Origin of the sequence: Pseudomonas sp. P9_31, from assembly GCF_034008235.1 — a bacterium.
Taxonomy (GTDB): domain Bacteria; phylum Pseudomonadota; class Gammaproteobacteria; order Pseudomonadales; family Pseudomonadaceae; genus Aquipseudomonas.
In genome coordinates this window covers 129352-153870 of record NZ_CP125375.1, presented here as the reverse complement: position 1 = coordinate 153870, position 24519 = coordinate 129352, and the positions used below count along the sequence as shown (strand labels likewise).

13 protein-coding genes, 2 tRNA genes, 4 rRNA genes and 1 pseudogene are annotated in these 24519 nt (G+C 57.1%); 8 read left to right on the top strand and 12 right to left on the bottom strand.

Annotation, left to right across the window (positions count from 1 at the left end; translation table 11 throughout):
- The first annotated feature begins 55 nt into the window (after nucleotides 1-55).
- A complete protein-coding gene (locus QMK51_RS00740; RefSeq protein ID WP_320392880.1) occupies nucleotides 56-394 on the top strand; it encodes a tryptophan synthase subunit beta in 339 nt (112 codons plus the stop codon).
- Nucleotides 395-550: 156 nt separating this feature from the next.
- Here QMK51_RS00740 and QMK51_RS00735 read toward each other — a convergent pair.
- The 3 genes and pseudogenes from QMK51_RS00735 to lapG form a co-directional block, all read right to left on the bottom strand.
- Nucleotides 551-703, bottom strand: a pseudogene (locus QMK51_RS00735) (DUF6124 family protein); the annotation flags it as partial.
- Between the two features lie 330 nt (nucleotides 704-1033).
- The gene (lapD, locus tag QMK51_RS00730; RefSeq protein WP_320392879.1) at nucleotides 1034-3010 is read right to left on the bottom strand and encodes a cyclic di-GMP receptor LapD; all 1977 of its coding nucleotides are present in this window, start codon (nucleotides 3008-3010) and stop codon (nucleotides 1034-1036) included.
- Between the two features lie 14 nt (nucleotides 3011-3024).
- A complete protein-coding gene (lapG, locus tag QMK51_RS00725; protein WP_258698436.1) occupies nucleotides 3025-3717 on the bottom strand; it encodes a cysteine protease LapG in 693 nt (230 codons plus the stop codon).
- 244 nt (nucleotides 3718-3961) lie between these two features.
- Here lapG and QMK51_RS00720 point away from each other — a divergent pair, with 244 nt between their 5' ends.
- From QMK51_RS00720 to QMK51_RS00700, 5 genes are all read left to right on the top strand, one after another.
- Nucleotides 3962-4672 carry a GntR family transcriptional regulator gene (locus tag QMK51_RS00720; RefSeq protein ID WP_258698435.1) on the top strand — a complete coding sequence of 237 codons (711 nt, stop codon included), beginning with the start codon at nucleotides 3962-3964 and terminating at the stop codon, nucleotides 4670-4672.
- A 759-nt stretch (nucleotides 4673-5431) separates the two neighbouring features.
- Nucleotides 5432-6208: a DUF3050 domain-containing protein gene (locus tag QMK51_RS00715; protein WP_258698434.1), complete on the top strand. Its 777-nt coding sequence runs from the start codon at nucleotides 5432-5434 to the stop codon at nucleotides 6206-6208.
- The gene (locus QMK51_RS00710) at nucleotides 6205-7134 is read left to right on the top strand and encodes a diiron oxygenase (RefSeq protein WP_320392878.1); all 930 of its coding nucleotides are present in this window, start codon (nucleotides 6205-6207) and stop codon (nucleotides 7132-7134) included. The genes QMK51_RS00715 and QMK51_RS00710 overlap by 4 nt, the downstream gene beginning before the upstream one ends.
- A 13-nt stretch (nucleotides 7135-7147) precedes the next feature.
- Nucleotides 7148-10564, top strand: a complete 3417-nt coding sequence (locus QMK51_RS00705) for a non-ribosomal peptide synthetase (protein WP_320392877.1) — start codon at nucleotides 7148-7150, stop codon at nucleotides 10562-10564.
- 30 nt (nucleotides 10565-10594) lie between these two features.
- Nucleotides 10595-11062, top strand: coding sequence for an SRPBCC family protein (locus QMK51_RS00700; RefSeq protein ID WP_258698431.1), 468 nt, complete (start codon nucleotides 10595-10597; stop codon nucleotides 11060-11062).
- A gap of 154 nt (nucleotides 11063-11216) precedes the next feature.
- Here QMK51_RS00700 and QMK51_RS00695 read toward each other — a convergent pair whose 3' ends face one another.
- The 9 genes from QMK51_RS00695 to QMK51_RS00655 all read right to left on the bottom strand — a co-directional run bounded on the left by QMK51_RS00695 (nucleotide 11217) and on the right by QMK51_RS00655 (nucleotide 21903).
- Complete coding sequence (locus QMK51_RS00695; protein WP_320392876.1) at nucleotides 11217-13097, bottom strand: methyl-accepting chemotaxis protein; 1881 nt, start codon at nucleotides 13095-13097, stop codon at nucleotides 11217-11219.
- Between the two features lie 351 nt (nucleotides 13098-13448).
- Nucleotides 13449-13564, bottom strand: a 5S ribosomal RNA gene (rrf, locus tag QMK51_RS00690).
- A 107-nt stretch (nucleotides 13565-13671) separates the two neighbouring features.
- Nucleotides 13672-13787 (bottom strand): 5S ribosomal RNA (gene rrf / locus QMK51_RS00685).
- A gap of 143 nt (nucleotides 13788-13930) precedes the next feature.
- A 23S ribosomal RNA gene (locus QMK51_RS00680) occupies nucleotides 13931-16822 on the bottom strand.
- 236 nt (nucleotides 16823-17058) lie between these two features.
- Nucleotides 17059-17134: transfer RNA gene (locus QMK51_RS00675), tRNA-Ala, on the bottom strand.
- A 33-nt stretch (nucleotides 17135-17167) separates the two neighbouring features.
- Nucleotides 17168-17244 (bottom strand) — tRNA-Ile (locus QMK51_RS00670).
- 82 nt (nucleotides 17245-17326) lie between these two features.
- Nucleotides 17327-18865, bottom strand: a 16S ribosomal RNA gene (locus QMK51_RS00665).
- The 16S, 23S and 5S rRNA genes sit together here with 2 tRNA genes alongside, the layout of an rRNA operon.
- A gap of 622 nt (nucleotides 18866-19487) precedes the next feature.
- Entirely contained in the window at nucleotides 19488-20708 is a 1221-nt protein-coding gene (locus QMK51_RS00660; protein WP_320392875.1) for a CaiB/BaiF CoA-transferase family protein, read from the bottom strand.
- Between the two features lie 13 nt (nucleotides 20709-20721).
- Nucleotides 20722-21903: an acyl-CoA dehydrogenase gene (locus tag QMK51_RS00655; protein ID WP_258698428.1), complete on the bottom strand. Its 1182-nt coding sequence runs from the start codon at nucleotides 21901-21903 to the stop codon at nucleotides 20722-20724.
- Nucleotides 21904-22060: 157 nt separating this feature from the next.
- On the opposite strand from QMK51_RS00655, the gene QMK51_RS00650 reads away from it, so the two are divergent.
- Nucleotides 22061-22960, top strand: a complete 900-nt coding sequence (locus tag QMK51_RS00650; protein WP_320392874.1) for a LysR family transcriptional regulator — start codon at nucleotides 22061-22063, stop codon at nucleotides 22958-22960.
- 433 nt (nucleotides 22961-23393) lie between these two features.
- Nucleotides 23394-24515, top strand: coding sequence for a Re/Si-specific NAD(P)(+) transhydrogenase subunit alpha (locus tag QMK51_RS00645; RefSeq protein ID WP_320392873.1), 1122 nt, complete (start codon nucleotides 23394-23396; stop codon nucleotides 24513-24515).
- Nucleotides 24516-24519 lie beyond the last annotated feature (4 nt).

The following is a 24519-nucleotide window of genomic DNA, read 5'->3' as shown; positions in this document are numbered from 1 at the left end:
GCGTTGGCCTATGCTGCTGACAGCATGACGCTGGTCCATTTCCGAGGGATGCTCAATGTTTTACGTGCAACGCGATGCGCAAGGCCAGTTAGTGCGCGTGGAAGCCACGGCCTACGCCGAGGCCACGGAAACGCTGCCGGCCGACCACCATGAAATCCAGGCCTGGTATGCCAACGAAGTGGTGGAGACCAGCCTCAAACAGCTCAAGCAGAGCGACCTGGAAATGATCCGGGTGCTCGACGACTTGATCCAGGTGCTGACCCAAAAAGGCGTGATCCGCGTCACCGACCTGCCGCCGGCCGCACAAGCCAAACTCATGGACCGAACCCAGGCCCGCCAGGCGCTGGGCGGGTTGAGCCAGTTGATCGATGATGATGAGACGGGGTTGATCTAACGCCCCGCCTTCATTGTTGTTTGTGCTGACGCCTTCGCGGGCAAGCCTCGCTCCTACAGGATTTGTGTCGTGCCGCAATCGCGTGAACGAACGCAACTCTGTAGGAGCGAGGCTTGCCCGCGAAGGCGATCTTCAACTCACCACCGCTCTAACCTGCTAAACCTTGGCTCGAGCCTGCATCATTTCCGGCGATTCAAGGTGATCCAGCGCCCGCTCCACCAACAATTGCACGCCATCGGCCATTCGGGTAAGCGCCAGGGCTACTGAGCGCCGTAAGCCTTCCACATCATCCGCCAGGTCGGCAGCGATTTTGAACATAAGAAATATCCTAGACAGTAAGTTGGAGCCGTCACCGTTCGCTTGCACGCGAATAGGGTGGCGGCCGTGCGCAGGTGTGCAAGACCGGGACTGTTTAGGACACCCAGCAGATCCGAGGATCTCCTGCGCGCAGCCGCCATAAAGCAGTGAACATCGAAATGCTCATTGAGGGGAATGGCAGCACGCTACCTAAACAGTTTGGTCGGACTTGCACGTCCGTGTCACCGATTATTCAGTGACAAAGCCAGACTAGACCTGAGTTTCGGCCGGAACAAGTTCACCAAAACCGCTACAACTTGAAGGAAATCTCCTAGGATCTTGCTACCAGAATAATCGGTGTCCGCGCGGGCGCCATCGCCAAGGCTTCGGCTCACCAAAGAGTTGCCCCTGAACCCCATACAACCCCATCTCACGAATCACCGACAACTCCCCTTCGGTCTCGACCCTCTCGGCAATCAACGGCAAATCAATGCTGTGCGCCGCCCGCTGAATCGCCTCGATGAACAGACGCTTGTCGCTCTCCTGGTCAATCGCCCGGATGTAACTGCCGTCGATCTTCAGATACGCCAACCCCAGCCGCGCCAGGTTGCCGATCATGCTGAAGCGCCCACCAAAACGCTGCAGACTCAGCGAGAACCCAAGCTCGCGCAAACGCCGCGTCAGTTGTTCCAGCACCGCCTGCTCGGGCAGTTGTTCTTCGCCGATTTCCAGGGTCAGGCGCTCCCCGAAACTCGAATGCTGACGCAGGATGTCGAACACTGTGTTCAGCGCCTGCGGATCCGCCAGTGTCGCCGAAGACAGGTTCAGCGCCAGCGACTCTTGATGGTCGGCCATCTGCTCAAGCACCCGCTCCAGCATCAAACGGTCCAGCCGCGCGGTCCAGCCGAAACGCTCGAGCCACGGCAGGAACCGCCCGGCAGGAATGGTCTGGCCCTGCTCGTCGAGCAGGCGCGACAGCACTTTGTAATGCAGCACGCACTGTGTGTCCTGACTGGCCACCACCGGCTGGAAGTACAGCTCGAAACGCTGCTGATCCAACGCCTCATCCAGCAAGGTATGCCAGGCATGGTGATCGTCACCAACCCGGGCCGGCACGCCCTGATCGAGACACGCCCAGCTCGGCTCGCCCTGACTTTCCGCCTGGGCCAGCGCCTGATCCGCCAGACCGATCACCGCTTGCGGCGAGTCGCCATGGGCAAACGGCGCCAGCCCGATCGATGCCACCGAAGCCACGTCCGTGGCACCCGTCGCATGCAAGCTCGCCAAGGCACTGTCGAGGTTACTCGCCAGTTGCAGCGCTTCTTCGCGCACCAGCCCCGGCGCCAGCACGGCGAATTCACCGCCACGAATCCGCGTCACGAGGTTTTGGGTTTCCGGGTACTTGGCGCACTCGCGGGACAATTGCTCGCCCACAGCCTTGAGCAATTCATCGGTACGCTGACCACCCAGCCGCTGGTTCAACCCGGCCAGATCCTTCACCCGCAACAGCAACAGATAACCGGAGCTGGCCTGCTCCGGGTTGCTCACTCGTGCGTTCAATTGCATTTCGAAATAGCGCCGGTTGGCCAGACCGGTCAGGTTGTCCTGATAGGATTCGGCCCGCAGCTTTTCGCTGCGTTCGGCCTGTTCCTGAAACAGCGCCTTAAGCTTTTCGACCATCTGGTTCATGGCCTGCACCACCCGGCGCAGTTCCGGGGTACGCGGCAGTTCCGGCAGGCTGAGGAATTCCCGGCGAGCAATGGCGTGGGACTGCTTGACCATGTAATCCAGCGGTTTCAATTGCCGGCGCAGCAACAACGCGCCCAGCACCGCACTCACCGCGCCGCAGATCAACAACCAGCCAAGGCTGCCCAACGCGCTTTGCCACAGTTTGGCCAACGCGAACATCGGATGGCTGACCACCTCGACTCGCGCGGCCTGCTCCCAGCCACGGCTGACAAGGGCGTCGCCACCGGCCGGTTCCAGGCCGATCAGTTTGACGAACCAGTCCGGTACGTTGGTGACCGCCGGAATGCCGCTGCGCTCGACAATGGTCTTGTCGTTGGCCAGGTCGACCACACGGATGCTCGCGTAATAACCGCTGTCGAAGATCGAACTGACCAGCAACTCGACCATCGCCGGGTCGTCGATGTTCGGCGTCAGAGACAGCGCCAACGCCGTCGCGGCGTCCTGGGCGTGGGAGCGCAACTGGTTGACGTACTGGGTGCGCGAGCTTTCCAGACTGACCATGAAGCTGCCGGTGAAGGCGACCACCAGGAACAGACAGATAGCGATCAACAGCTGTTTGAACAAAGACATCTGAGCGCGTGCTCCTAGTTAGTCGTCTCGACCGGGAATCCTTCGGCCTGCATTTTCTTCAACACATCCTGCCAGCGGGACAGGCGTTTGGTGTCACCGACCTTTTTGTTGCCCTTGGCACCCGGTAACCACAACCCTTCGGCATTGAAAGAGTAGACCGGCAGCAAATCGGTTCGCTGGCTGGCGGGCTTGATCGCATCGATCAGGCTGTCGAGTACCAAAGGCATGGCCTCGGGGTTTGAGTAGTAGGTCAGGACCATGTGCGCGCGGTTCAGGCGCAAAGCCTTGACGTAGGTAATGCGCAGCTTGTCACTGGAGACACCGAGATGGCGCAGGCTGAAATACTTGGCGATAGCGTAGTCTTCACAATCGCCGGCGCCTTTCCACAAGGCTTCGATCGGGGTTTCCCAATAATCGACCTCGTGCCACAAGTCGATGTCTTCTTCGTAACGCATCTGCTTGTTGACGAATCGGTTGACCACGTTGAGCTGTTCCAGCTCGCCGATCTGCTTCTGCGTGGCCAGCAACTGCTGCCAGGCATCGATGCGCTGCTGCCCTTCACCCAAAGGCCCGTACAATGCCTGCGCACGACGGCTGATCAGCGAAAAATCCCAGTCGGCATGCAGCCCGCCCAGCATGACGCCGGCCAGCAGCAGTGCGCAGCATAGCCAGCGCAAAGTCCGAGGGATCGCGAAACGTACCGCCAATGCGAGGCATCCAGATCAGGCAGATGGAAATCTGCTTGATGGTGAAGGGTAGCCAACTAAAAGACAATGGCACGGTGAGATCACTGCGGGCACGCTAAACTTTGCATTGCGGGTGCAATAAAAAGATCGCAGCTTTGCAGGCGCTGCTGAAGGCTGCGATCTTTTGACTGTTTGACAACCCCTCAAGCAGTCTCTAGTGTCCATTTGGATCCAAGTATCTTCAGCCAAACAGGGTGCGTTTGTTGTGACACAGAAGCCCAACCCTCTCAGCAGCATCAAGGTCAACGGGCCGATTCCCGCTCATCTGGCACGCTCGGTGATCGAAGAAACCCTGCGCGCAGCCATTCTCGACGGCCGCATTCCCTGCGGCACCGCCCTGCGTCAGCAAGACCTCGCCGACCTGTTCGGCGTCAGCCGCATGCCAGTGCGCGAAGCGTTGCGCCAGCTCGAAGCGCAATCGCTGCTCAACGTGGTCGCCCATAAAGGCGCGGTGGTCGCACCGCTGGTTCAGGGCGATGCGGCAGAAACCTATGAGCTGCGAATCCTGCTGGAGTCCGAAGCCCTGCGTCGGTCGATCCCCCTGCTCGACGCCGCCGATTTCGAACAGGCAGCCCGCTATATCGACGAGCTGGAGACGGAACACGATTACACCGAGATAGGCCGGCTCAATCGCCTGTTTCACATGGCGCTTTACAACAAGGCCCCCAACCGTCGACTGCTGAGACTGGTCGAAGACGGGCTGAACGAAGAAGAGCGCTTCCTGCGCTTCAACCTGGAAGCCATGGGCTTGGGCAAACTGTCCCAGGAAGATCACCGCGCGCTATTGCGAGCCGCCGAAGAGGGGGACGTCGAGCACTCGGTGACGCTGCTCGAACACCACCTCAACCGGGGCGTCGAAGTCATCACGCGCTACCTCGAAAGCCCTGAGGCGCAACGCCGGAAAACCTCAAAGTAAAACCGCAGCGACAGCCCCGAGCGAGCCCATTGAGCGGCTCGCTTTCGTTTGCCGCGATATCGGGCTGATCCGCACCTGGGTTGCTCGACGAACAAATCTGCTTACAAAACCTCCTTTCGCTCACACCAGACCGTTGTGCAGCGACTTCCTGCCCTCCCCCAAAGCCCCTGTCACCCTCAAGCCCGATAATTGCACCGATCGGATCATGCGTCAGTGATAGCGACCGCAGTGAATTACGCTCACTCTTGTGCTGCCAACGAATAATGACGGGCGACGCACCGCACCCGCGGAGCAGTCCCCCGCAACAAGAACCTACGGAAGGAGTCTTGCCACGGGAAAGGAAGAACCGGCGTCACTCCCAGCCAACTTCCACCCCCCCTCAGATCACATTAACGATCCAAGTAGACAGTTGCTTTGAGTGAGGCATTCACTCTTTATTTAAATTTTGGCTTATATAAGCCGAAAGGAGCAACTACGCCCAAATAAAACTTTATACAAAAGTCTTATTGAAACTTGTCGCACTCAAAAAAGTTAAACTCTAAATTAATTAAAAAATAACTTGCCGGAAACTTTGCCCGTGTATTAGTTTTTCTCCGCCGCCCATAAACACTGTGAACCAGGCACTTTTTAGCAATTACGCACGCCTAAAAACATCAATTCAATTGAGGCCCCCGTTCGCCAATAGAAAACTTCAAGCCACCATCACTTATTGATCAACACCACCCTCAATGGCATTCCAGATCACTTATAGGCTCGCTCATGAAACCAACTAAAGACCGTCTTAATCAGAAGAAAGCAGAACTTAGTGCGCACCCGATCTTCTCTGAAATACATTCGTTATCGGTCCTTCAACGCTTCATGGAAACCCATGTGTTTGCGGTGTGGGATTTCATGTCGCTGACCAAGCGCCTGCAACAGGAATTGACCTGCGTTCAGCTACCCTGGCTGCCGCCGCAAGATCCGCAGGCGGCGCGGCTGATCAACGAGATCGTGCTCGGTGAAGAGTCCGATGATCGTCCCGCCCAAGGTCACTACAGTCATTTCGAGCTGTACCTGGATGCGATGCGCGAAGTCGGTGCAAGCACGGTCGCCGTCGAACGCTTCGTGGCGCTGCAAAAAGAAGGCGTGAGCTACGACGTGGCCTTGCAAAGCGTCGACGTCGACCCGGCGGCCGCACAGTTCGTGCGGCACACCTTGCACACGGCGTTGCATGCGCCGGGGCACAGTGTGGCGGCGGCGTTCCTGCATGGCCGCGAGAGCGTGATTCCGCAGATGTTCCAGCGAATTCTCGACGACTGGGGCATCGGTATCGAACAGGCACCGACCTTCCGCTACTACCTGGAACGGCACATCGAAGTCGACTCCGAGGACCACGGCCCGGCGGCGGAGAAACTCCTCGCCCGCCTGGTCGACGGCGATCCGCAGCGCGAAGAAGACGTCTACGCCAGCGCCATCGCCGCCGTGGAAAGTCGCATCGCCCTGTGGGACGGCTTGCGCCTGAGCATGAGCGAACCGGTTGCGGAGGTGAACGCATGAACGCCGCCGACTACCAATCCTTCGCCGACGCCTGGGAGAGCCGCGCGACCATTCGCACCCGTCCCCGGCGCATGTTGGAGAACGACGACAAGCTGATCTATCCGTTGAGCCGTCAACCGCTGGTGCTGAGCGAAACCTTCCTGCGTGAATGCCCGGAACAACGGGACTTTGCCCTGGTGCAGACGCTCTACAAGTTCATCAACGACGTGGTGATTTTCGAAACCGAGATCGTCGACAAGACCGCCCGCAGCATCGCCAAAAACCGCTTCAGCGTGGCGTTCCCGTTCGCCTGTCGCTACGACGCCATGACCGTGGTGGTGGACGAGGATTACCACGCCCTGGTGGCCATGGATTTCATGCAGCAGACCGTCGCCATGACCGGCATCGAGCCGATCGGACTGCCGGATGAAATCGAACTGAGCCGTGCCATTCCAGCAGCCGTGGCGCTCGCACCGGAGCACCTGCGCAGCGCCGTGGAGCTGATCTGCGTGGCCATCGCCGAGAACACCGTGACCGGCGATGTGGCGGCGTTCGCCAAGGACGACACGATCAAACAATCGATCAAGGGCCTGATGGCCGACCACTTGCTCGACGAGGGCCGTCACTCCGGGTTCTGGGCGCGGTTGGTGCGCATCTACTGGCACACCGCAAGCGAAGACGATCGCCAGTGCATCGCGCACATCCTGCCGGTATTCATCGGCCATTACCTGACCAACGACATCCAGAAGTCCTTCGACTTCCGCTTGATCGACGCCTTGCAGATCAGCGACACGGCGCGGCGGGCACTCAAGAGCGAAGTGTCGGGGCTGGCCTTCCCGATCAATCGTCATCACCCGCTGGTCGCCAACATCGTGCGGTTTTTCCGCAGCAGTTCGCTGCTCGATTCACCGTGCGTGCAAAGCAGCCTGAGCGATTACCTGGTTTAACGAGGAGAACATCATGAGACGTCTCGATATTTTGCTCATTGGGCAAAGCCAGGCCCTTACCGACCTGGCGCTGGAACTCGAACAGCACGGTCATTCACTGGCGCGACTGGCGAATCTGGTGGAGCTGCCGCCAAGCACGTTTGATTTGCTGATCGACGATGCGAGCCTGCCGTTTCAGGACTTCGGCGATGCACCGCGCCTGACGCTGCAGCTGGGTGTCGGCGTGCCGGGCGCCTCAGGCCTGCCAGCATTGGACTTGCTGTACACGTACAACTCGACGCCGCTGACTCGCGTGCCGGTCGCCGAAGAGTCGTCCGGCAACGGCCAGGCATTGCGCCTGCGAGCAGTGGCCGAGCTGGTCGATCACGTGGCACTGCTGGTCAGCCGTTTCTCCCGGGATGTCGACTATTTCCTGCAGGCCGAACCGATGGCTTGCGCGCGCTTTGAGCAAGTGGAAAACCTGCTGTTTCTGGAGCACCTGGCCTACGTCCATCGGCTCAACACCACGGCCGAACCCTGGCTGCTGCAACTCGGCCAGATCCCGATGATCGAGCGGCTTGAACAGCGCTTCATTCAGTCTGCAGAGCGGCCGGCGCTGAACGTCGCCGGCACGGTTCTGAGCTATCGGCAATTGCACGCCCACAGCCGCGCCATCCAACAGCATTTGCAACCGTTGCTCAATCAGCATCAAGGCCCCTTGGTGGTCGGGATCTGCCTGCCAAAATGCAGCGCGTTGTATGCGGGGATTCTGGCAATCCTGGGCAGCGGCGCAGTGTACCTGCCGCTGGAACCAAGCCATCCGCTGCAACGTCAGCAGTACATTCTGGAAAACGCCGGGGCAGTGCTGTTGCTGCATGACGGAGAACACCCGCTCAGCGAGACGATACCGGGGCTGGACATCAGCCGTATCGACATCGGCGACGTGAACCTCGATCACCCCTTGATGCACCAACGCCCCGATCTCGACGCGCCATGCATGGCGCTCTATACCTCGGGCACCACGGGCCATCCCAAAGGCGTGTTGCTCAGCCAGGCCAACCTCGCGCACTTCACCGCGTGGTACGCCGACTACGTGCAGCTGACCGAACAGAGCCGGGTGCTGCAGTTTTCATCGTTGAGTTTTGATTCGTCGCTGATCGATATTTTCCCGACCCTGCTTCAGGGCGCCGAGCTGATCGTGCCCAACGAGGACCAACGTCGCGACCCGTTGCAACTGGTCGAGCTGATCCGCCACCAACGACTCAGCCACGCCTTTTTGCCGCCGGCGCTGTTGAGTATCCTGCCGCTGGATCAGTTGCAGGTCCTCGATCATGTGATGACCGGGGGTGATGTTTGCGAACCCTACGTGATCCAGCAACTGACCCGCCAAGGCAATCTCTACAACCTTTATGGCCCGACCGAAGCCACGGTACTGATCACCGCGCGGCAACTGCGTACCGGCGACAGCAACCGCACCCTCGGCGCACCGATTGCCAACAGTCAGGTGCTGATTCTCGATGAAGACTTCCAACCGGTGACCGAGCAAACCGTCGGTGAGTTGTACATCGTGGGTCCAGGGGTGTGCCTGGGTTACCTGAACAACCCGCTGCAGACTGCCGAACGCTATCTAAACCTGAGCCTGCCGAACGGCCAAAGCTTGCGAGCCTACCGCTCCGGCGATATGGCCAAATGGACCGCCGACGGTATCGAACTGTGCGGACGACGAGACAATCAGGTGAAGATTCGCGGCTTTCGGGTCGAGCCGGAAGAGATCGAACGCTGCCTGCGCGACAGTCAGCTATACCGCCAGATGGCGGTGGTCATCGACCCTCATCGACGGATTCTGGCGTTTCTCGCGCAGCCTCAGGAAGAGCAACCCGGTGCCGCTCGCGAAGCCTTGAAAGCCCACGCGATGCAGTGTCTGCCGGACTACATGCAGCCGACCGCCTGGACCGAACTGGCAACCATGCCGTTCGCCAGCAACGGCAAGGTCGACCGCAAAGCGCTGCTGGAATTGCCCGTCAACGTGAGCGAAAACAGCCAGCGGCGCTTGCCCACCAGCGCCGATGAAGCGCAGTTGCTGGAAATCTGGGCCGAGCTGCTGGAGCTGCCCGCCAGCGATATTTCCACCGACGAAAGTTTCTTCAACCTCGGCGGGCACTCGATCCTGCTGTCGCGCATGCTCCTGCGATTGCGTGAGGAGTTCGGTCGCAGCATTTCGATCAACCGCTTCATCGAACTACCGACGATTGCGAAACTGGCGACCCTGGTGCGCGGCTCCGGGACAGAGGAGGTGCTGAGTGAAAAAGCCCTGACCGATGCCTTTCGTGAACTGGACATAGAGCCGTTACCGGTCAGCCGAATGGGCGATGTGCACAAGGTGATAGTCACCGGCGCCAACAGCTTTGTCGGTGTTCATATCGTCGAAGCTCTGCTGGCCTGGGGCGCCAGCGAAGTGGCATGCCTGGTGCGCGATGGCGGCGGGCAGTCGGCAGCGCAACGCTTCGCTCAGGCGTTGCGGGAAAACCGTCTGGAGCATCTGGACCTTAGCCGGGTGCAGGTTTACGCGGCGGACATCACTCGCCCGCAACTGGGACTTGGCGAAGACGTTTACCAACACCTGGATCGCGAGTTCGGCGCGCTGGTGCACAACGCCGCCAACGTCAATCACGTCCTCGATTACGAGTCGTTGGCGCGGGATAACGTCGAGCCGATTTTCGAGTGCCTGCGTTTGTGTGAAGGGCGCAGCAAGAAGATCTTCAACTTCGTCTCGACGCTCTCGGCGTCCAGCACGATTTCCGACGATGGCCGGGTCCTGGAATTGCCTGCCGCGCAGACGCCGCCGATCTACATCAAGAACGGCTACAACCTGTCCAAATGGGTCGGCGAGCGGATCCTCGAACGGGCGCGGGAGCGTGGGGTGCGGGTCAATCTTTATCGCCCTGGCAACATCAGTTTCAACAGCCTCACCGGTGTCTGCCAGCCCCACAAAAATCGTCTGATGCTGATGCTCAAGGGCTCGATCCAGCTCGGTCAGGTGCCGGAGTTCGCGCTGAATTTCGACCTGATGCCGGTGGACTTCCTCGCCCGTTTCATCGCCTTCCACGCCAGCCGTTACCAGGCCGAAAAAGCCGTGTTCAACCTGCACAACCCCGAGCCCCTGAGCTGGGACGCCTACGTGGCGTCCTTTCGCGAGGCCGGTCGGGAGTTCTCCATGGTCAGCGTCGCCGACTGGCAGCAACAACTGGGCCGGGTCGACAGTGATAACGCGCTGTTTGGCGTACTGGGTTTCTATCTCAACGGCTTCGAGGAAGACATCGGCGACATCTCAATGATCGGCCACGACAACGCCCAGGCCGGCGTACGGCAGATGGGCGCGCATTACCCGGAAAAATCCCCGGCGCTGCTACGCCGCGGCTGCGACTACCTCAAAGAAATCAACTTCATCTGATTCACCCTAACCCAGCACGGAGCAAAAACCATGAACACTCTGCAACCCGATACCCTGATCAAAAACCCTCACGGCTGCCACGTCGTGTCTTCGGTGGAAGTACCTACCGAGGCAGCGCAAGTCTGGACGGTGGTCGGCAACTTTGCCGGCTTCGACCGATTCATTCCGGCGCTGTCGCACATCGAGATGACGGGCGAAGGTGTGTCATCGCTGCGCAAGAAATTCTTCAAGGACGGCAACCTGGTGGTCGAGCAGCTCAACTCCCGGGACGACCAGGCGCTGAACATGACCTGGACCACCATCTACAACACGCTGGGCGTGGCCAATTTGTGGGCGGCGATGAGTGTGGAATCCCTAGGCGCAGGCAAGTCACGGGCGACCTGGACCATCATCGCCGAACCGGCTCAGGGTGGCGCCGAGGCCCTGCCGGGGTTCAAGGATTTCGTTCAGGGGTTTGCCGATGATGCGATGGGGAATGTGTTGAAGCTGTTTGTGTAAGGCTTTGGTTCAGCGGTGACTGGTGCACCGCTATCGCGAGCAGGCTCGCTCCCACAGGGTTCTCAGTCGTTCACAAATGTTGTGATCACTGAAAATCCCATGTGGGAGCGAGCCTGCTCGCGATTGAACGATAACGCTGTAGAACTGACCTCAATCAGATCTTGAAACTATCAACCAGTTGCTTCAACCGACTGGCCTGCTGAGACAGCGCATCGCAATCCTTCAATGTTTCATTGAGGTTAGCTACGCTCTGCTGGTTCAGCAGGTTGATCTGGTTGACGTCGACGTTGAGGGTTTCCACCACGGCAGTCTGCTCCTCGGTCGCCGCGGCCACCGACTGGTTCATCCCGTCGATTTCGCCGATGCGCTGGGTCACGCTGACCAGTCGCAGGCCGGCCTGGTTCGCCACTTCGACACTCTGCTCGCTGGACACCTGACTGGCGTTCATCGTAGTCACCGCTTCGCGAGAACCGATCTGCAGCGAGCTGATCATCTTGTGGATTTCTTCCGCCGACTCCTGGGTGCGATGAGCGAGGTTACGCACCTCGTCCGCCACCACCGCAAAACCTCGACCGGCCTCACCGGCACGGGCCGCCTCGATGGCCGCGTTGAGCGCCAGCAAGTTGGTCTGCTGGGAGATGCCTTTGATCACATCCAGAATGTGGCCGATGTTGTCGGTGCTCGCATTCAGCGTTTCGATCTGCGTGCAGGACAGGCTGATTTTCTGCGACAGCTCAGTCATGGCCAGGATGGTTTTCTCCACCACCTGACGACCGTCATCGGCCTGCTCACTCGCGCCGCTGGCATGTTGCGAAGCATCGGCGGCGTTGCGGGCGATTTCCTGAGTGGCGGCGCCCAACTGGTTGATCGCTGCGGCCACACTATTGGTGCGGGCGCTTTGTTCGTCGGAACCGATGATCGAGGCGTTGGACGACGCCATCACCCGTTGCGACAGGTCATGAACCTGGCGGGTCGCCGAGGACACCTCGGAAATCGACGCGTGAATCCGCTCCACGAACTGGTTAAAGGAACCGCCCAACTCGCCGAACTCATCTTTGCTTTCTACAACCAGACGACGGGTCAGGTCGCCCTCGCCCTGAGCGATGTCCTGCATCGCACGGCCCATCGTGGTCAGCGGACGCATCAGCACGTTGATCAGCAAGCTGAGCAGCACCGCAATGGCGGTCACGGCGATGAACATCGCGATCAGCGCCGAGGTGCGGAACTGGCGCAGTGGCGCGTAGGCCTTGGCCTTGTCGATCGACAGACCGACGTACCACTCGGCACCCGGCAAACCGCTCACTGGCGTGAATGAGAGGATGCGATCCTGCTTGTTCAATTCGACTTCCTGGTTGCCCTTTTCGATGCGGACGCTGGAACCCGGATAGATGTCTTTCAGGTTCTTCATCACCTGATCCTTGTCCGGGCTGACGATCACCTGACCGTCGGCGCTGACGAGGAACGCGTGACCGATGCCACCGAAATCCACCGAGTTGATGATCGTCACCAGGGTTTCCAGGCTCAGGTCACCGCCGACCACGCCCAGCAGTTCGCCATTCTTTTTCACCGGCATGGCGATGGTCACCACCAGCCCGCCGACTGCGGCCATATAAGGCGGAGTCAGCATGGTTTTGTCGGCGACTACGGCTTGTTTGTACCAGGGGCGCTGACGCGGATCATAGCCGTCCGGCATCTTCGCGTCAGGGCGCTGGGTGAACACACCATTGGCTTGCCCGACGTAGGTGAACTGGAAGTTCGAGGTGAGGGCGGGTTGATCGACCAGCCCCGGCAAATCGGCATTGGCGCCTTGATGAGCGACGTTCTGCGCGAGGTTTTCCAGAACCAGTATGCGACCGCTCATCCAGTTTTGTACGCTGCTGGCGGTCAGGTCGCCGGCTTGTTCAACGGAGGACTCGAGGTTTTGCCGAATGGTGTTTCGCTGCAGATAGTCGTTGTACAAAGTGAACAACGCAAAAGCCAGCACCACGACGCCTGAAGCGGCCAGCAGAATTTTATGGCTGAACTTGAGATTCATATCATGGGACTTCTTATGCAAAAGTGGGGACGCGTTCCGGGTTGCAACATTCCATGTAACAGCGCAGACGGCATACTGGAGCCGCTCTACTTTGGTGCACGCATGTCTCATCACTCTTTCGGCACGAACGAGAGAAAACTTAGGGATTTGTACGAAACCCGTCAGATACCCGCCGAACGGCGTGCTAGAGAGGACGGATTACTGGGCGTTGGTCTATATCTGGTGTTACTGGCTCGACGGAGTAGCGAGACACGCAGACTTGGGATCTGACCTGCTTCGGGCTTGAATTTCTATAAGCCCAGAAAGACAAAACCCCTGTCTGCATAAGCAGACAGGGGTTTCGGAATTCAATCTTGACGATGACCTACTCTCACATGGGGAAACCCCACACTACCATCGGCGATGCATCGTTTCACTGCTGAGTTCGGGATGGGATCAGGTGGTTCCAATGCTCTATGGTCGTCAAGAAATTCTGTGACCAGCCCGTTACAGCGGTAACGTGCCAGCAAAATCGGTGACTTCTACTAAAACAAAACCCCTACCTGCATACGCAGATAGGGGTTTCGGAATTTAATCTTGACGATGACCTACTCTCACATGGGGAAACCCCACACTACCATCGGCGATGCATCGTTTCACTGCTGAGTTCGGGATGGGATCAGGTGGTTCCAATGCTCTATGGTCGTCAAGAAATTCGGGTACCGAATCGTCTTTCGACGCTTCAGCAAATTGGGTATGCGATAGTTTGTGTGTTTCTCGAACTTTCGGTTCATTGCGTCTTCACACACCGCAATCTGGTGCTCTTTCGAGTCAGCAAATTGCTTGGGTGTTATATGGTCAAGCCTCACGGGCAATTAGTATTGGTTAGCTCAACGCCTCACAGCGCTTACACACCCAACCTATCAACGTCGTAGTCTTCGACGGCCCTTCAGGGGACTCAAGGTCCCAGTGAGATCTCATCTTGAGGCTAGTTTCCCGCTTAGATGCTTTCAGCGGTTATCTATTCCGAACATAGCTACCCGGCAATGCCACTGGCGTGACAACCGGAACACCAGAGGTTCGTCCACTCCGGTCCTCTCGTACTAGGAGCAGCCCCTCTCAAATCTCAAACGTCCACGGCAGATAGGGACCGAACTGTCTCACGACGTTCTAAACCCAGCTCGCGTACCACTTTAAATGGCGAACAGCCATACCCTTGGGACCGGCTTCAGCCCCAGGATGTGATGAGCCGACATCGAGGTGCCAAACACCGCCGTCGATATGAACTCTTGGGCGGTATCAGCCTGTTATCCCCGGAGTACCTTTTATCCGTTGAGCGATGGCCCTTCCATACAGAACCACCGGATCACTAAGACCTACTTTCGTACCTGCTCGACGTGTCTGTCTCGCAGTCAAGCGCGCTTTTGCCTTTATACTCTACGACCGATTTCCGACCGGTCTGAGCGCACCTTCGTACTCCTCCGTTACTCTTTAGGAGGAGACCGCCCCAGTCAAACTACCCACCATACACTGTCCTCGATCCGGATAACGGACCTGAGTTAGAACCTCAAAGTTGCCAGGGTGGTATTTCAAGGATGGCTCCACGCGAACTGGCGTCCACGCTTCAAAGCCTCCCACCTATCCTACACAAGCAAATTCAAAGTCCAGTGCAAAGCTATAGTAAAGGTTCACGGGGTCTTTCCGTCTAGCCGCGGATACACTGCATCTTCACAGCGATTTCAATTTCACTGAGTCTCGGGTGGAGACAGCGCCGCCATCGTTACGCCATTCGTGCAGGTCGGAACTTACCCGACAAGGAATTTCGCTACCTTAGGACCGTTATAGTTACGGCCGCCGTTTACCGGGGCTTCGATCAAGAGCTTCGCGTTAGCTAACCCCATCAATTAACCTTCCGGCACCGGGCAGGCGTCACACCCTATACGTCCACTTTCGTGTTTGCAGAGTGCTGTGTTTTTAATAAACAGTCGCAGCGGCCTGGTATCTTCGACCGGCGTGGGCTTACGGAGCAAGTCCTTCACCCTCACCGGCGCACCTTCTCCCGAAGTTACGGTGCCATTTTGCCTAGTTCCTTCACCCGAGTTCTCTCAAGCGCCTTGGTATTCTCTACCCAACCACCTGTGTCGGTTTGGGGTACGGTTCCTGGTTACCTGAAGCTTAGAAGCTTTTCTTGGAAGCATGGCATCAACCACTTCGTGTTCTAAAAGAACACTCGTCATCAGCTCTCGGCCTTGGAATCCCGGATTTACCTAAGATTCCAGCCTACCACCTTAAACTTGGACAACCAACGCCAAGCTGGCCTAGCCTTCTCCGTCCCTCCATCGCAATAACCAGAAGTACAGGAATATTAACCTGTTTTCCATCGACTACGCTTTTCAGCCTCGCCTTAGGGACCGACTAACCCTGCGTCGATTAACGTTGCGCAGGAAACCTTGGTCTTTCGGCGTGGGTGTTTTTCACACCCATTGTCGTTACTCATGTCAGCATTCGCACTTCTGATACCTCCAGCAAGCTTCTCAACTCACCTTCACAGGCTTACAGAACGCTCCTCTACCGCATCACCTAAGTGATACCCGTAGCTTCGGTGTATGGTTTGAGCCCCGTTACATCTTCCGCGCAGGCCGACTCGACTAGTGAGCTATTACGCTTTCTTTAAAGGGTGGCTGCTTCTAAGCCAACCTCCTAGCTGTCTAAGCCTTCCCACATCGTTTCCCACTTAACCATAACTTTGGGACCTTAGCTGACGGTCTGGGTTGTTTCCCTTTTCACGACGGACGTTAGCACCCGCCGTGTGTCTCCCATGCTCGGCACTTGTAGGTATTCGGAGTTTGCATCGGTTTGGTAAGTCGGGATGACCCCCTAGCCGAAACAGTGCTCTACCCCCTACAGTGATACATGAGGCGCTACCTAAATAGCTTTCGAGGAGAACCAGCTATCTCCGAGCTTGATTAGCCTTTCACTCCGATCCACAGGTCATCCGCTAACTTTTCAACGGTAGTCGGTTCGGTCCTCCAGTCAGTGTTACCTAACCTTCAACCTGCCCATGGATAGATCGCCCGGTTTCGGGTCTATTCCCAGCGACTAGACGCCCTATTAAGACTCGCTTTCGCTACGCCTCCCCTATTCGGTTAAGCTCGCCACTGAAAATAAGTCGCTGACCCATTATACAAAAGGTACGCAGTCACCCAACAAAGTGGGCTCCCACTGCTTGTACGCATACGGTTTCAGGATCTATTTCACTCCCCTCTCCGGGGTTCTTTTCGCCTTTCCCTCACGGTACTAGTTCACTATCGGTCAGTCAGTAGTATTTAGCCTTGGAGGATGGTCCCCCCATATTCAGACAAAGTTTCTCGTGCTCCGTCCTACTCGATTTCATGACTAAGAGATTTTCGCGTACAGGGCTATCACCCACTATGGCCGCACTTTCCAGAGCGTTCCGCTAATCTCAAAGCCACTTAAGGGCTAGTCCCCGTTCGCTCGCCACTACTAAGGGAATCTCGGTTGATTTCTTTTCCTCAGGGTACTTAGATGTTTCAGTTCCCCTGGTTCGCTTCTTAAGCCTATGTATTCAGCTTAAGATACCTAACTTATGTTAGGTGGGTTCCCCCATTCAGACATCTCCGGATCAAAGTCTGTTTGCCGACTCCCCGAAGCTTTTCGCAGGCTACCACGTCTTTCATCGCCTCTGACTGCCAAGGCATCCACCGTATGCGCTTCTTCACTTGACCATATAACCCCAAGCAATCTGGTTATACTGTGAAGACGACATTCGCCGAAAATTCGCGATTAAACTCACAAATTTTACCTTAGCCTGATCCGTTACCAGTGAAAGTAACGTTCAGTCTATCTTTCTATCACATACCCAAATTTTTAAAGAACGATCTAGCCAAAGACTAGAAATCAACATTCACCATCATCACGATGGAATGCTCATTTCTAAGCTTTCAACAAACAGAAGCAGTAGTGGTGGAGCCAAACGGGATCGAACCGTTGACCTCCTGCGTGCAAGGCAGGCGCTCTCCCAGCTGAGCTATGGCCCCGTATTTCTACAGGCGTTCCCACACAAGCAAAATTGGTGGGTCTGGGCAGATTCGAACTGCCGACCTCACCCTTATCAGGGGTGCGCTCTAACCAACTGAGCTACAGACCCAATTTCGGGCTGCTTCTTATCGTCTTCTTCAATGAATCAAGCAATTCGTGTGGGAACTTATGGAGCAGCTGATGTCGTCGATTAAGGAGGTGATCCAGCCGCAGGTTCCCCTACGGCTACCTTGTTACGACTTCACCCCAGTCATGAATCACACCGTGGTAACCGTCCTCCCGAAGGTTAGACTAGCTACTTCTGGTGCAACCCACTCCCATGGTGTGACGGGCGGTGTGTACAAGGCCCGGGAACGTATTCACCGCGACATTCTGATTCGCGATTACTAGCGATTCCGACTTCACGCAGTCGAGTTGCAGACTGCGATCCGGACTACGATCGGTTTTATGGGATTAGCTCCACCTCGCGGCTTGGCAACCCTCTGTACCGACCATTGTAGCACGTGTGTAGCCCAGGCCGTAAGGGCCATGATGACTTGACGTCATCCCCACCTTCCTCCGGTTTGTCACCGGCAGTCTCCTTAGAGTGCCCACCATTACGTGCTGGTAACTAAGGACAAGGGTTGCGCTCGTTACGGGACTTAACCCAACATCTCACGACACGAGCTGACGACAGCCATGCAGCACCTGTCTCAATGTTCCCGAAGGCACCAATCCATCTCTGGAAAGTTCATTGGATGTCAAGGCCTGGTAAGGTTCTTCGCGTTGCTTCGAATTAAACCACATGCTCCACCGCTTGTGCGGGCCCCCGTCAATTCATTTGAGTTTTAACCTTGCGGCCGTACTCCCCAGGCGGTCAACTTAATGCGTTAGCTGCGCCACTAAGAGCTCAAGGCTCCCAACGGCTAGTTGACATCGTTTACGGCGTGGACTACCAGGGTATCTAATCCTGTTTGCTCCCCACGCTTTCGCACCTCAGTGTCAGTATCAGTCCAGGTGGTCGCCTTCGCCACTGGTGTTCCTTCCTATATCTACGCATTTCACCGCTACACAGGAAATTCCACCACCCTCTACCATACTCTAGCTCGACAGTTTTGAATGCAGTTCCCAGGTTGAGCCCGGGGATTTCACATCCAACTTAACGAACCACCTACGCGCGCTTTACGCCCAGTAATTCCGATTAACGCTTGCACCCTCTGTATTACCGCGGCTGCTGGCACAGAGTTAGCCGGTGCTTATTCTGTCGGTAACGTCAAAACAATTACGTATTAGGTAACTGCCCTTCCTCCCAACTTAAAGTGCTTTACAATCCGAAGACCTTCTTCACACACGCGGCATGGCTGGATCAGGCTTTCGCCCATTGTCCAATATTCCCCACTGCTGCCTCCCGTAGGAGTCTGGACCGTGTCTCAGTTCCAGTGTGACTGATCATCCTCTCAGACCAGTTACGGATCGTCGCCTTGGTGAGCCATTACCTCACCAACTAGCTAATCCGACCTAGGCTCATCTGATAGCGCAAGGCCCGAAGGTCCCCTGCTTTCTCCCGTAGGACGTATGCGGTATTAGCGTCCGTTTCCGAGCGTTATCCCCCACTACCAGGCAGATTCCTAGGCATTACTCACCCGTCCGCCGCTCGCCACCAGGTACAAGTACCCGTGCTGCCGCTCGACTTGCATGTGTTAGGCCTGCCGCCAGCGTTCAATCTGAGCCATGATCAAACTCTTCAGTTCAAACATCTTTGGGTTTTTAAGAAACCCTAAACTTGGCTCAGCAATCGTTGGTTACATCTTTGATTTCTCGCGGAGTAACTTGTGATGCTGATAATCTTGTTGACTATCAGTCTGACTCCACAAGCACCCACACGAATTGCTTGATTCAGTTGTTAAAGAGCGGTTGGTTAAGATCTTTCGTCTCAACCGAGGCGCGCATTCTACAGCAGCCTCTGTTGCTGTCAAGCGGTTATTTTCAGAAGTTTTCAAAGTTTCCTTTGCAACTTCAACCACTTGCGCTTCCGATCTCTCGTTAGCGGGAGGCGAATTCTACAGCGTTAGTCGCTGCTGTCAACACCTGTTTTTCTCCGCTTTCGACCGAGAAGATCGAACCGTCAATAAGGCGACAACACACTGCCTCACCAACTCCTTCTGGCCTCGATGAACTGAAGCGTAACCGCTGCCGAAAACTGCGTAACTCATTGTTTACCAAGGAGTTTTCCGTTTCGACTGCGCCGGAAGTGGGGCGAATTATAGACGTCCAGAATCTGCCGTCAACCGTTAATTTGATTTTTCTATCAATGACTTGCGAAAAGCACCTTATAGGAGAGCAAAGCTACGCCCCTCTATATAGAAAGGCTCCTCAAAGCACTCCCGCCTCCTTGAGTGCAGCAACGACGCCGACATCCAGACCCAACACCCGCTGCAGAACCTCCAGCGTGTGCTCGCCTAATAAAGGAGGCGCGCTACGGTATTCCACCGGCGTCTCGGACAGGCGTATCGGGCTCGCAACCTGCGGCACCATCCCGGCCAACGCATGAGGCAGCTCAATAGCCAACCCACGCGCCTGAACCTGAGGATCGGCAAACACCTGAGCCAGATCATTAATCGGCCCACACGGCACGCCCGCCTGCTCCAGCTGCGCCACCCATTCGGCAGTAGTCTTGAACACTGTCGCCTGACGGATCAGCGGAATCAGCACCCCTCGATTTGCCACCCGCAACTTGTTGGTCGCAAAACGCGGATCATCCGCCCACTGCGGCTGACCAGCCACTTCCGCAAACTTGCGGAACTGCCCGTCATTACCCACCGTGAGGATGAAGTCGCCATCCGCCGTAGGAAAGTCCTGATAAGGCACGATATTCGGATGAGCGTTGCCCAAGCGCTTGGGCGCATTGCCTGTAGTCAGGTAGTTCATCGCCTGGTTGGCCAGACAAGCCACCTGAACATCCAGCAACGCCATATCAATATGCTGACCGCCACCGCCATGATCCCGGTGAGCCAGCGCAGCCAGGATCGCTACCGTTGAATAGAGCCCGGTCAAAATATCTGTCAACGCCACCCCGACTTTCACCGGACCAGCGCCTTCATCTCCTTCGGGGCGACCAGTCAAACTCATCAGGCCGCCCAAGCCCTGGATCATGAAGTCATAACCCGCACGCTTGGCATACGGACCGGTCTGACCAAACCCGGTGATCGAGCAATAGATCAGCTTCGGATTGGCCACCCTGAGCGACTCGTAGTCCAATCCATAAGCTGCAAGACCACCAACCTTGAAGTTCTCGATGAGGATGTCCGACTTCGCCGCCAACTCACGCACCAACTGCTGCCCCTCTGGCTGCGTGAAGTCGATGGTCACCGATTGCTTGTTGCGGTTGGCGGACAAGTAATAGGCCGCCTCACTGGTGCTCTCGCCATAGGCGTCTTTAAGGAACGGAGGTCCCCAGGCGCGCGTGTCATCACCATTGCCCGGGCGCTCAACCTTGATGACTTCAGCGCCAAGGTCCGCCAGGATCTGCCCGGCCCAAGGCCCGGCAAGAACCCGCGATAAATCCAGTACCCGTAGATGCGAAAGCGCGCCCATGGCCGTTCTCCTATTAATAGAACGCCTGGATGCCGGTCTGCGCGCGACCGAGGATCAGCGCGTGGACGTCATGCGTACCTTCATAGGTATTCACCACTTCCAGGTTGACCAAGTGGCGAGCCACACCGAACTCATCGGAGATACCGTTGCCACCCAGCATGTCGCGCGCCATGCGGGCAATGTCGAGGGACTTGCCACAGGAGTTGCGCTTCATCATCGAAGTGATCTCGACCGCAGCAGTACCCTCATCTTTCATACGACCCAGACGCAGGCAACCTTGCAGCGCCAGAGTGATTTCGGTCTGCATGTCGGCCAGTTTCTTCTGGATCAACTGAGTGGCGGCCAATGGACGACCAAACTGCTGACGATCCAGAGTGTATTGGCGAGCGGTGTGCCAGCAGAACTCGGCAGCGCCCAGTGCACCCCAGGAGATGCCATAACGCGCCGAGTTAAGGCAGGTAAAAGGACCTTTCAAACCCCGGACATCCGGAAAGATGTTCTCCTCAGGGACAAACACGCTGTCCATGACGATCTCGCCGGTGATGGATGCGCGCAGGCCAACTTTGCCGTGAATCGCCGGAGCGCTCAGGCCTTTCCAGCCCTTCTCCAGCACAAAGCCACGAATGTCGCCCGCATCGTCCTTGGCCCAGACCACGAACACATCGGCGATCGGGCTGTTGGTGATCCACATCTTGCTGCCGGTGAGGCTGTAGCCGCCTTCAACTTTGCGCGCACGAGTAATCATCGCGCCCGGGTCGGAACCGTGGTCAGGCTCGGTCAGACCGAAGCAACCGATCCATTCACCCGAGGCTAGCTTCGGCAGGTATTTCTGCTTCTGTGCTTCGGTACCGAATTCGTTGATCGGCACCATGACCAGCGAGGACTGCACGCTCATCATCGAGCGATAGCCGGAGTCGACACGCTCGACCTCACGGGCAATCAGACCGTAGCTGACGTAGTTAAGGCCGCTGCCACCGTATTGCTCAGGAATGGTCGCACCCAACAGACCCACTTCACCCATCTCGCGGAAGATCGCCGGGTCGGTCTTCTCATGACGGAAAGCTTCGAGAACGCGCGGCGCGAGCTTCTGCTGAGCGAATTGCTGAGCGGTGTCGCGAATCATGCGTTCTTCTTCAGTGAGCTGTTGATCCAGCAGCAGGGGATCGATCCAGTTGAAGCTAGCTTTACCGCCCATGAGTGAGTCCTCTCGAATCGGGTCAAATAACGTGGGTTGATCCTAGGCCGGGTTCGGCGCCACGACAAACGAGGATTTTGCATACTGCTGTGCTAATTTCTCACTTCGAAACATCGCCAAATAGCCTTTATGCGATGCATTAGTGAGGTTGACGTACATGCGCAGGAAGATTCCCAGCACAACGGCCTTGATCAGCTTTGAAGCGGCAGCGCGCCACGAGAGCTTTACCAAGGCTGCCCAGGAGCTTTCTCTCACTCAGGGAGCGATTTGCCGACAGATCGCCAGCCTCGAGGAGTTCCTCAACGTCGAACTGTTCCGACGCTCGCGGCGCGGAGTGAAGCTGACAGAGGCGGGGCTTTCCTACAGCCGCCGAGTAGCCACCCAACTCGATGCGGTTGAACGGGACACCTTGTCAGTGATGGGCCAGCAAGGCGCCAACGTGATCGAGCTGGCGGTGGTTCCAACCTTCGGCACGCAATGGCTGCTGCCACGACTCAAAGACTTTCAGCACAAGCACCCGGAAGTGACGGTCAATCTCACCAACCGCACGCGCCCCTTCCTTTTTGCCGACACCGACTTCGATGCCGCGATCTATTTCGGCGACGCCGACTGGCCGGGCACCGAATCCCACAGGCTAATGGGTGAAAATCCGATGCCAGTGTGCAGCCCCACGTTACTGGGCAAAAAAGCGATCTTGAGCCCCAGTGAAATCGCCGAACTGCCCCTGCTGCAACAAACCACACGCCCTTATGCCTGGCGTCAGTGGTTCAACGCCCAAAACCTGAATATCCCGCGAGACATGACAGGGCCGCGTTACGAGCTATTCTCCATGCTTGCCCAAGCGGCGACGCATGACATGGGGATCGCTTTGATTCCGCCGTTCCTGATTCAGCGCGAATTGGCGGAGAGGCGCCTGGTGATTGCCAATCCCCAAGCTTTATCGAGCATCAAGGCTTATTACCTGATGATTCCCGAACGAAAGGTCGAATCAGCCTCTTTAAAGGCATTTCGCGATTGGCTGGTGAGTCAGGCACAAAGCTACAACCTGGAAGGATAAAGGCTGCACCCATTAATTGACCCCGTAGTCAGTAAAACAAAAGCACTACAGATGTACGTATTTGTCGCATATTGACAGACTGTACCGACAAACAGCACAAACGTCCCACAAGCTACTGAATACGTGGCTTTGAGCCTCTATTGGTAAGCAATGGCGATTCATTCACCGCGCCGATGTGTAAATTCTTGAATTTCGGCAAAAATCCTTACAGGCCACGGCCTGCAAGGGATTTAACCGGACAGTGCGACATTCGGTCACGGGGTGACTTGTAGTTAATTTTCCGTCACCCGTCATAATCCCTTGAAGGGCACAAAGTTCGCCTGCAAAATGCCGCGCCCCGCCCTGATTTGGCGGGATCGTGCTGATCGGCCGCCCCAGACGCACCATCCGAAGTGCCTGGGTTTACTCAATAAGATCACGCAGGAGATTTGACGTGCACATTGGTGTTCCTCTCGAAACCCAGACGGGTGAAACACGGGTTGCTGCAACCCCGGAAACCATCAAGAAGCTGATCGGCCAGGGTCATAAAGTCACTGTGCAAAGCGGCGCCGGTATTCACGCCAGCGTTGTCGACAGTGCTTATGAAGCGGCAGGCGCGACCATTGGCAGTGCCAATGATGCATTTGGCGCAGAGCTGATTCTCAAGGTGGTCGCCCCCAGCGACAGCGAACTGACGCTGATAAAAAGCGGCACCGTTGTGGTGGGCATGCTCAATCCGTTCAGCAATGAAACCATTGCCAAGCTGGCTGAGTGCGGCATTACCGCTTTCGCACTGGAGGCCGCGCCGCGCACCTCCCGTGCTCAGAGCCTGGATGTGTTGTCCTCCCAGGCGAACATCGCCGGCTATAAGGCCGTGTTGCTGGCCGCTCACTACTATCCACGCTTCATGCCAATGCTGATGACGGCGGCGGGTACCGTGAAAGCGGCGCGCGTGCTGATTCTTGGCGCTGGCGTAGCCGGTTTGCAGGCGATTGCCACGGCGAAACGCCTGGGTGCCGTGATCGAAGCGTCCGACGTGCGTCCTGCCGTGAAGGAACAGATCGAATCTCTGGGTGCGAAATTCGTCGATGTGCCGTACGAAACCGATGAAGAGCGCGAATGCGCCGTCGGTGTCGGCGGTTACGCGCGCCCAATGCCGGCCAGCTGGATGCAGCGCCAGGCCTTGGCCGTGCACGAACGCGCCAAGCAGGCTGACATTGTCATCACCACCGCACTGATCCCGGGCCGCAAGGCGCCGACACTGTTGAGCGCCGAAACCGTGGCGCAGATGAAGCCAGGCTCCGTGGTCATCGACCTCGCGGCAGCCCAGGGCGGCAACTGCCCGCTGACCGTAGCGGACCAGGTAGTGATCGAGAATGGCGTGACCATTGTCGGCCCGACCAACCTGGCCGGCGCGGTCGCGGCAGACGCGTCAGCGCTGTACGCGCGCAACCTGCTGGACTTCCTGAAGCTGGTCTTCAACAAAGAAGGTCAGTTCGAAGTGAACCTCGAAGACGACATCGTCGCCGCGTGCCTGATGTGCCGCGACGGCCAAGTCATCCGCAAAAACGCCTAAGCAG

Coding starts and splice junctions, on each gene's coding strand:
- QMK51_RS00700 (WP_258698431.1), top strand. CDS start 10,595: ATGAACACTCTGCAACCCGATACCCTGATCAAAAACCCTCACGGCTGC.
- QMK51_RS00695 (WP_320392876.1), bottom strand. CDS start 13,097: ATGAATCTCAAGTTCAGCCATAAAATTCTGCTGGCCGCTTCAGGCGTC.
- QMK51_RS00660 (WP_320392875.1), bottom strand. CDS start 20,708: ATGGGCGCGCTTTCGCATCTACGGGTACTGGATTTATCGCGGGTTCTT.
- QMK51_RS00740 (WP_320392880.1), top strand. CDS start 56: ATGTTTTACGTGCAACGCGATGCGCAAGGCCAGTTAGTGCGCGTGGAA.
- QMK51_RS00715 (WP_258698434.1), top strand. CDS start 5,432: ATGAAACCAACTAAAGACCGTCTTAATCAGAAGAAAGCAGAACTTAGT.
- QMK51_RS00650 (WP_320392874.1), top strand. CDS start 22,061: ATGCGCAGGAAGATTCCCAGCACAACGGCCTTGATCAGCTTTGAAGCG.
- QMK51_RS00705 (WP_320392877.1), top strand. CDS start 7,148: ATGAGACGTCTCGATATTTTGCTCATTGGGCAAAGCCAGGCCCTTACC.
- QMK51_RS00710 (WP_320392878.1), top strand. CDS start 6,205: ATGAACGCCGCCGACTACCAATCCTTCGCCGACGCCTGGGAGAGCCGC.
- QMK51_RS00655 (WP_258698428.1), bottom strand. CDS start 21,903: ATGGGCGGTAAAGCTAGCTTCAACTGGATCGATCCCCTGCTGCTGGAT.
- lapD (WP_320392879.1), bottom strand. CDS start 3,010: ATGTCTTTGTTCAAACAGCTGTTGATCGCTATCTGTCTGTTCCTGGTG.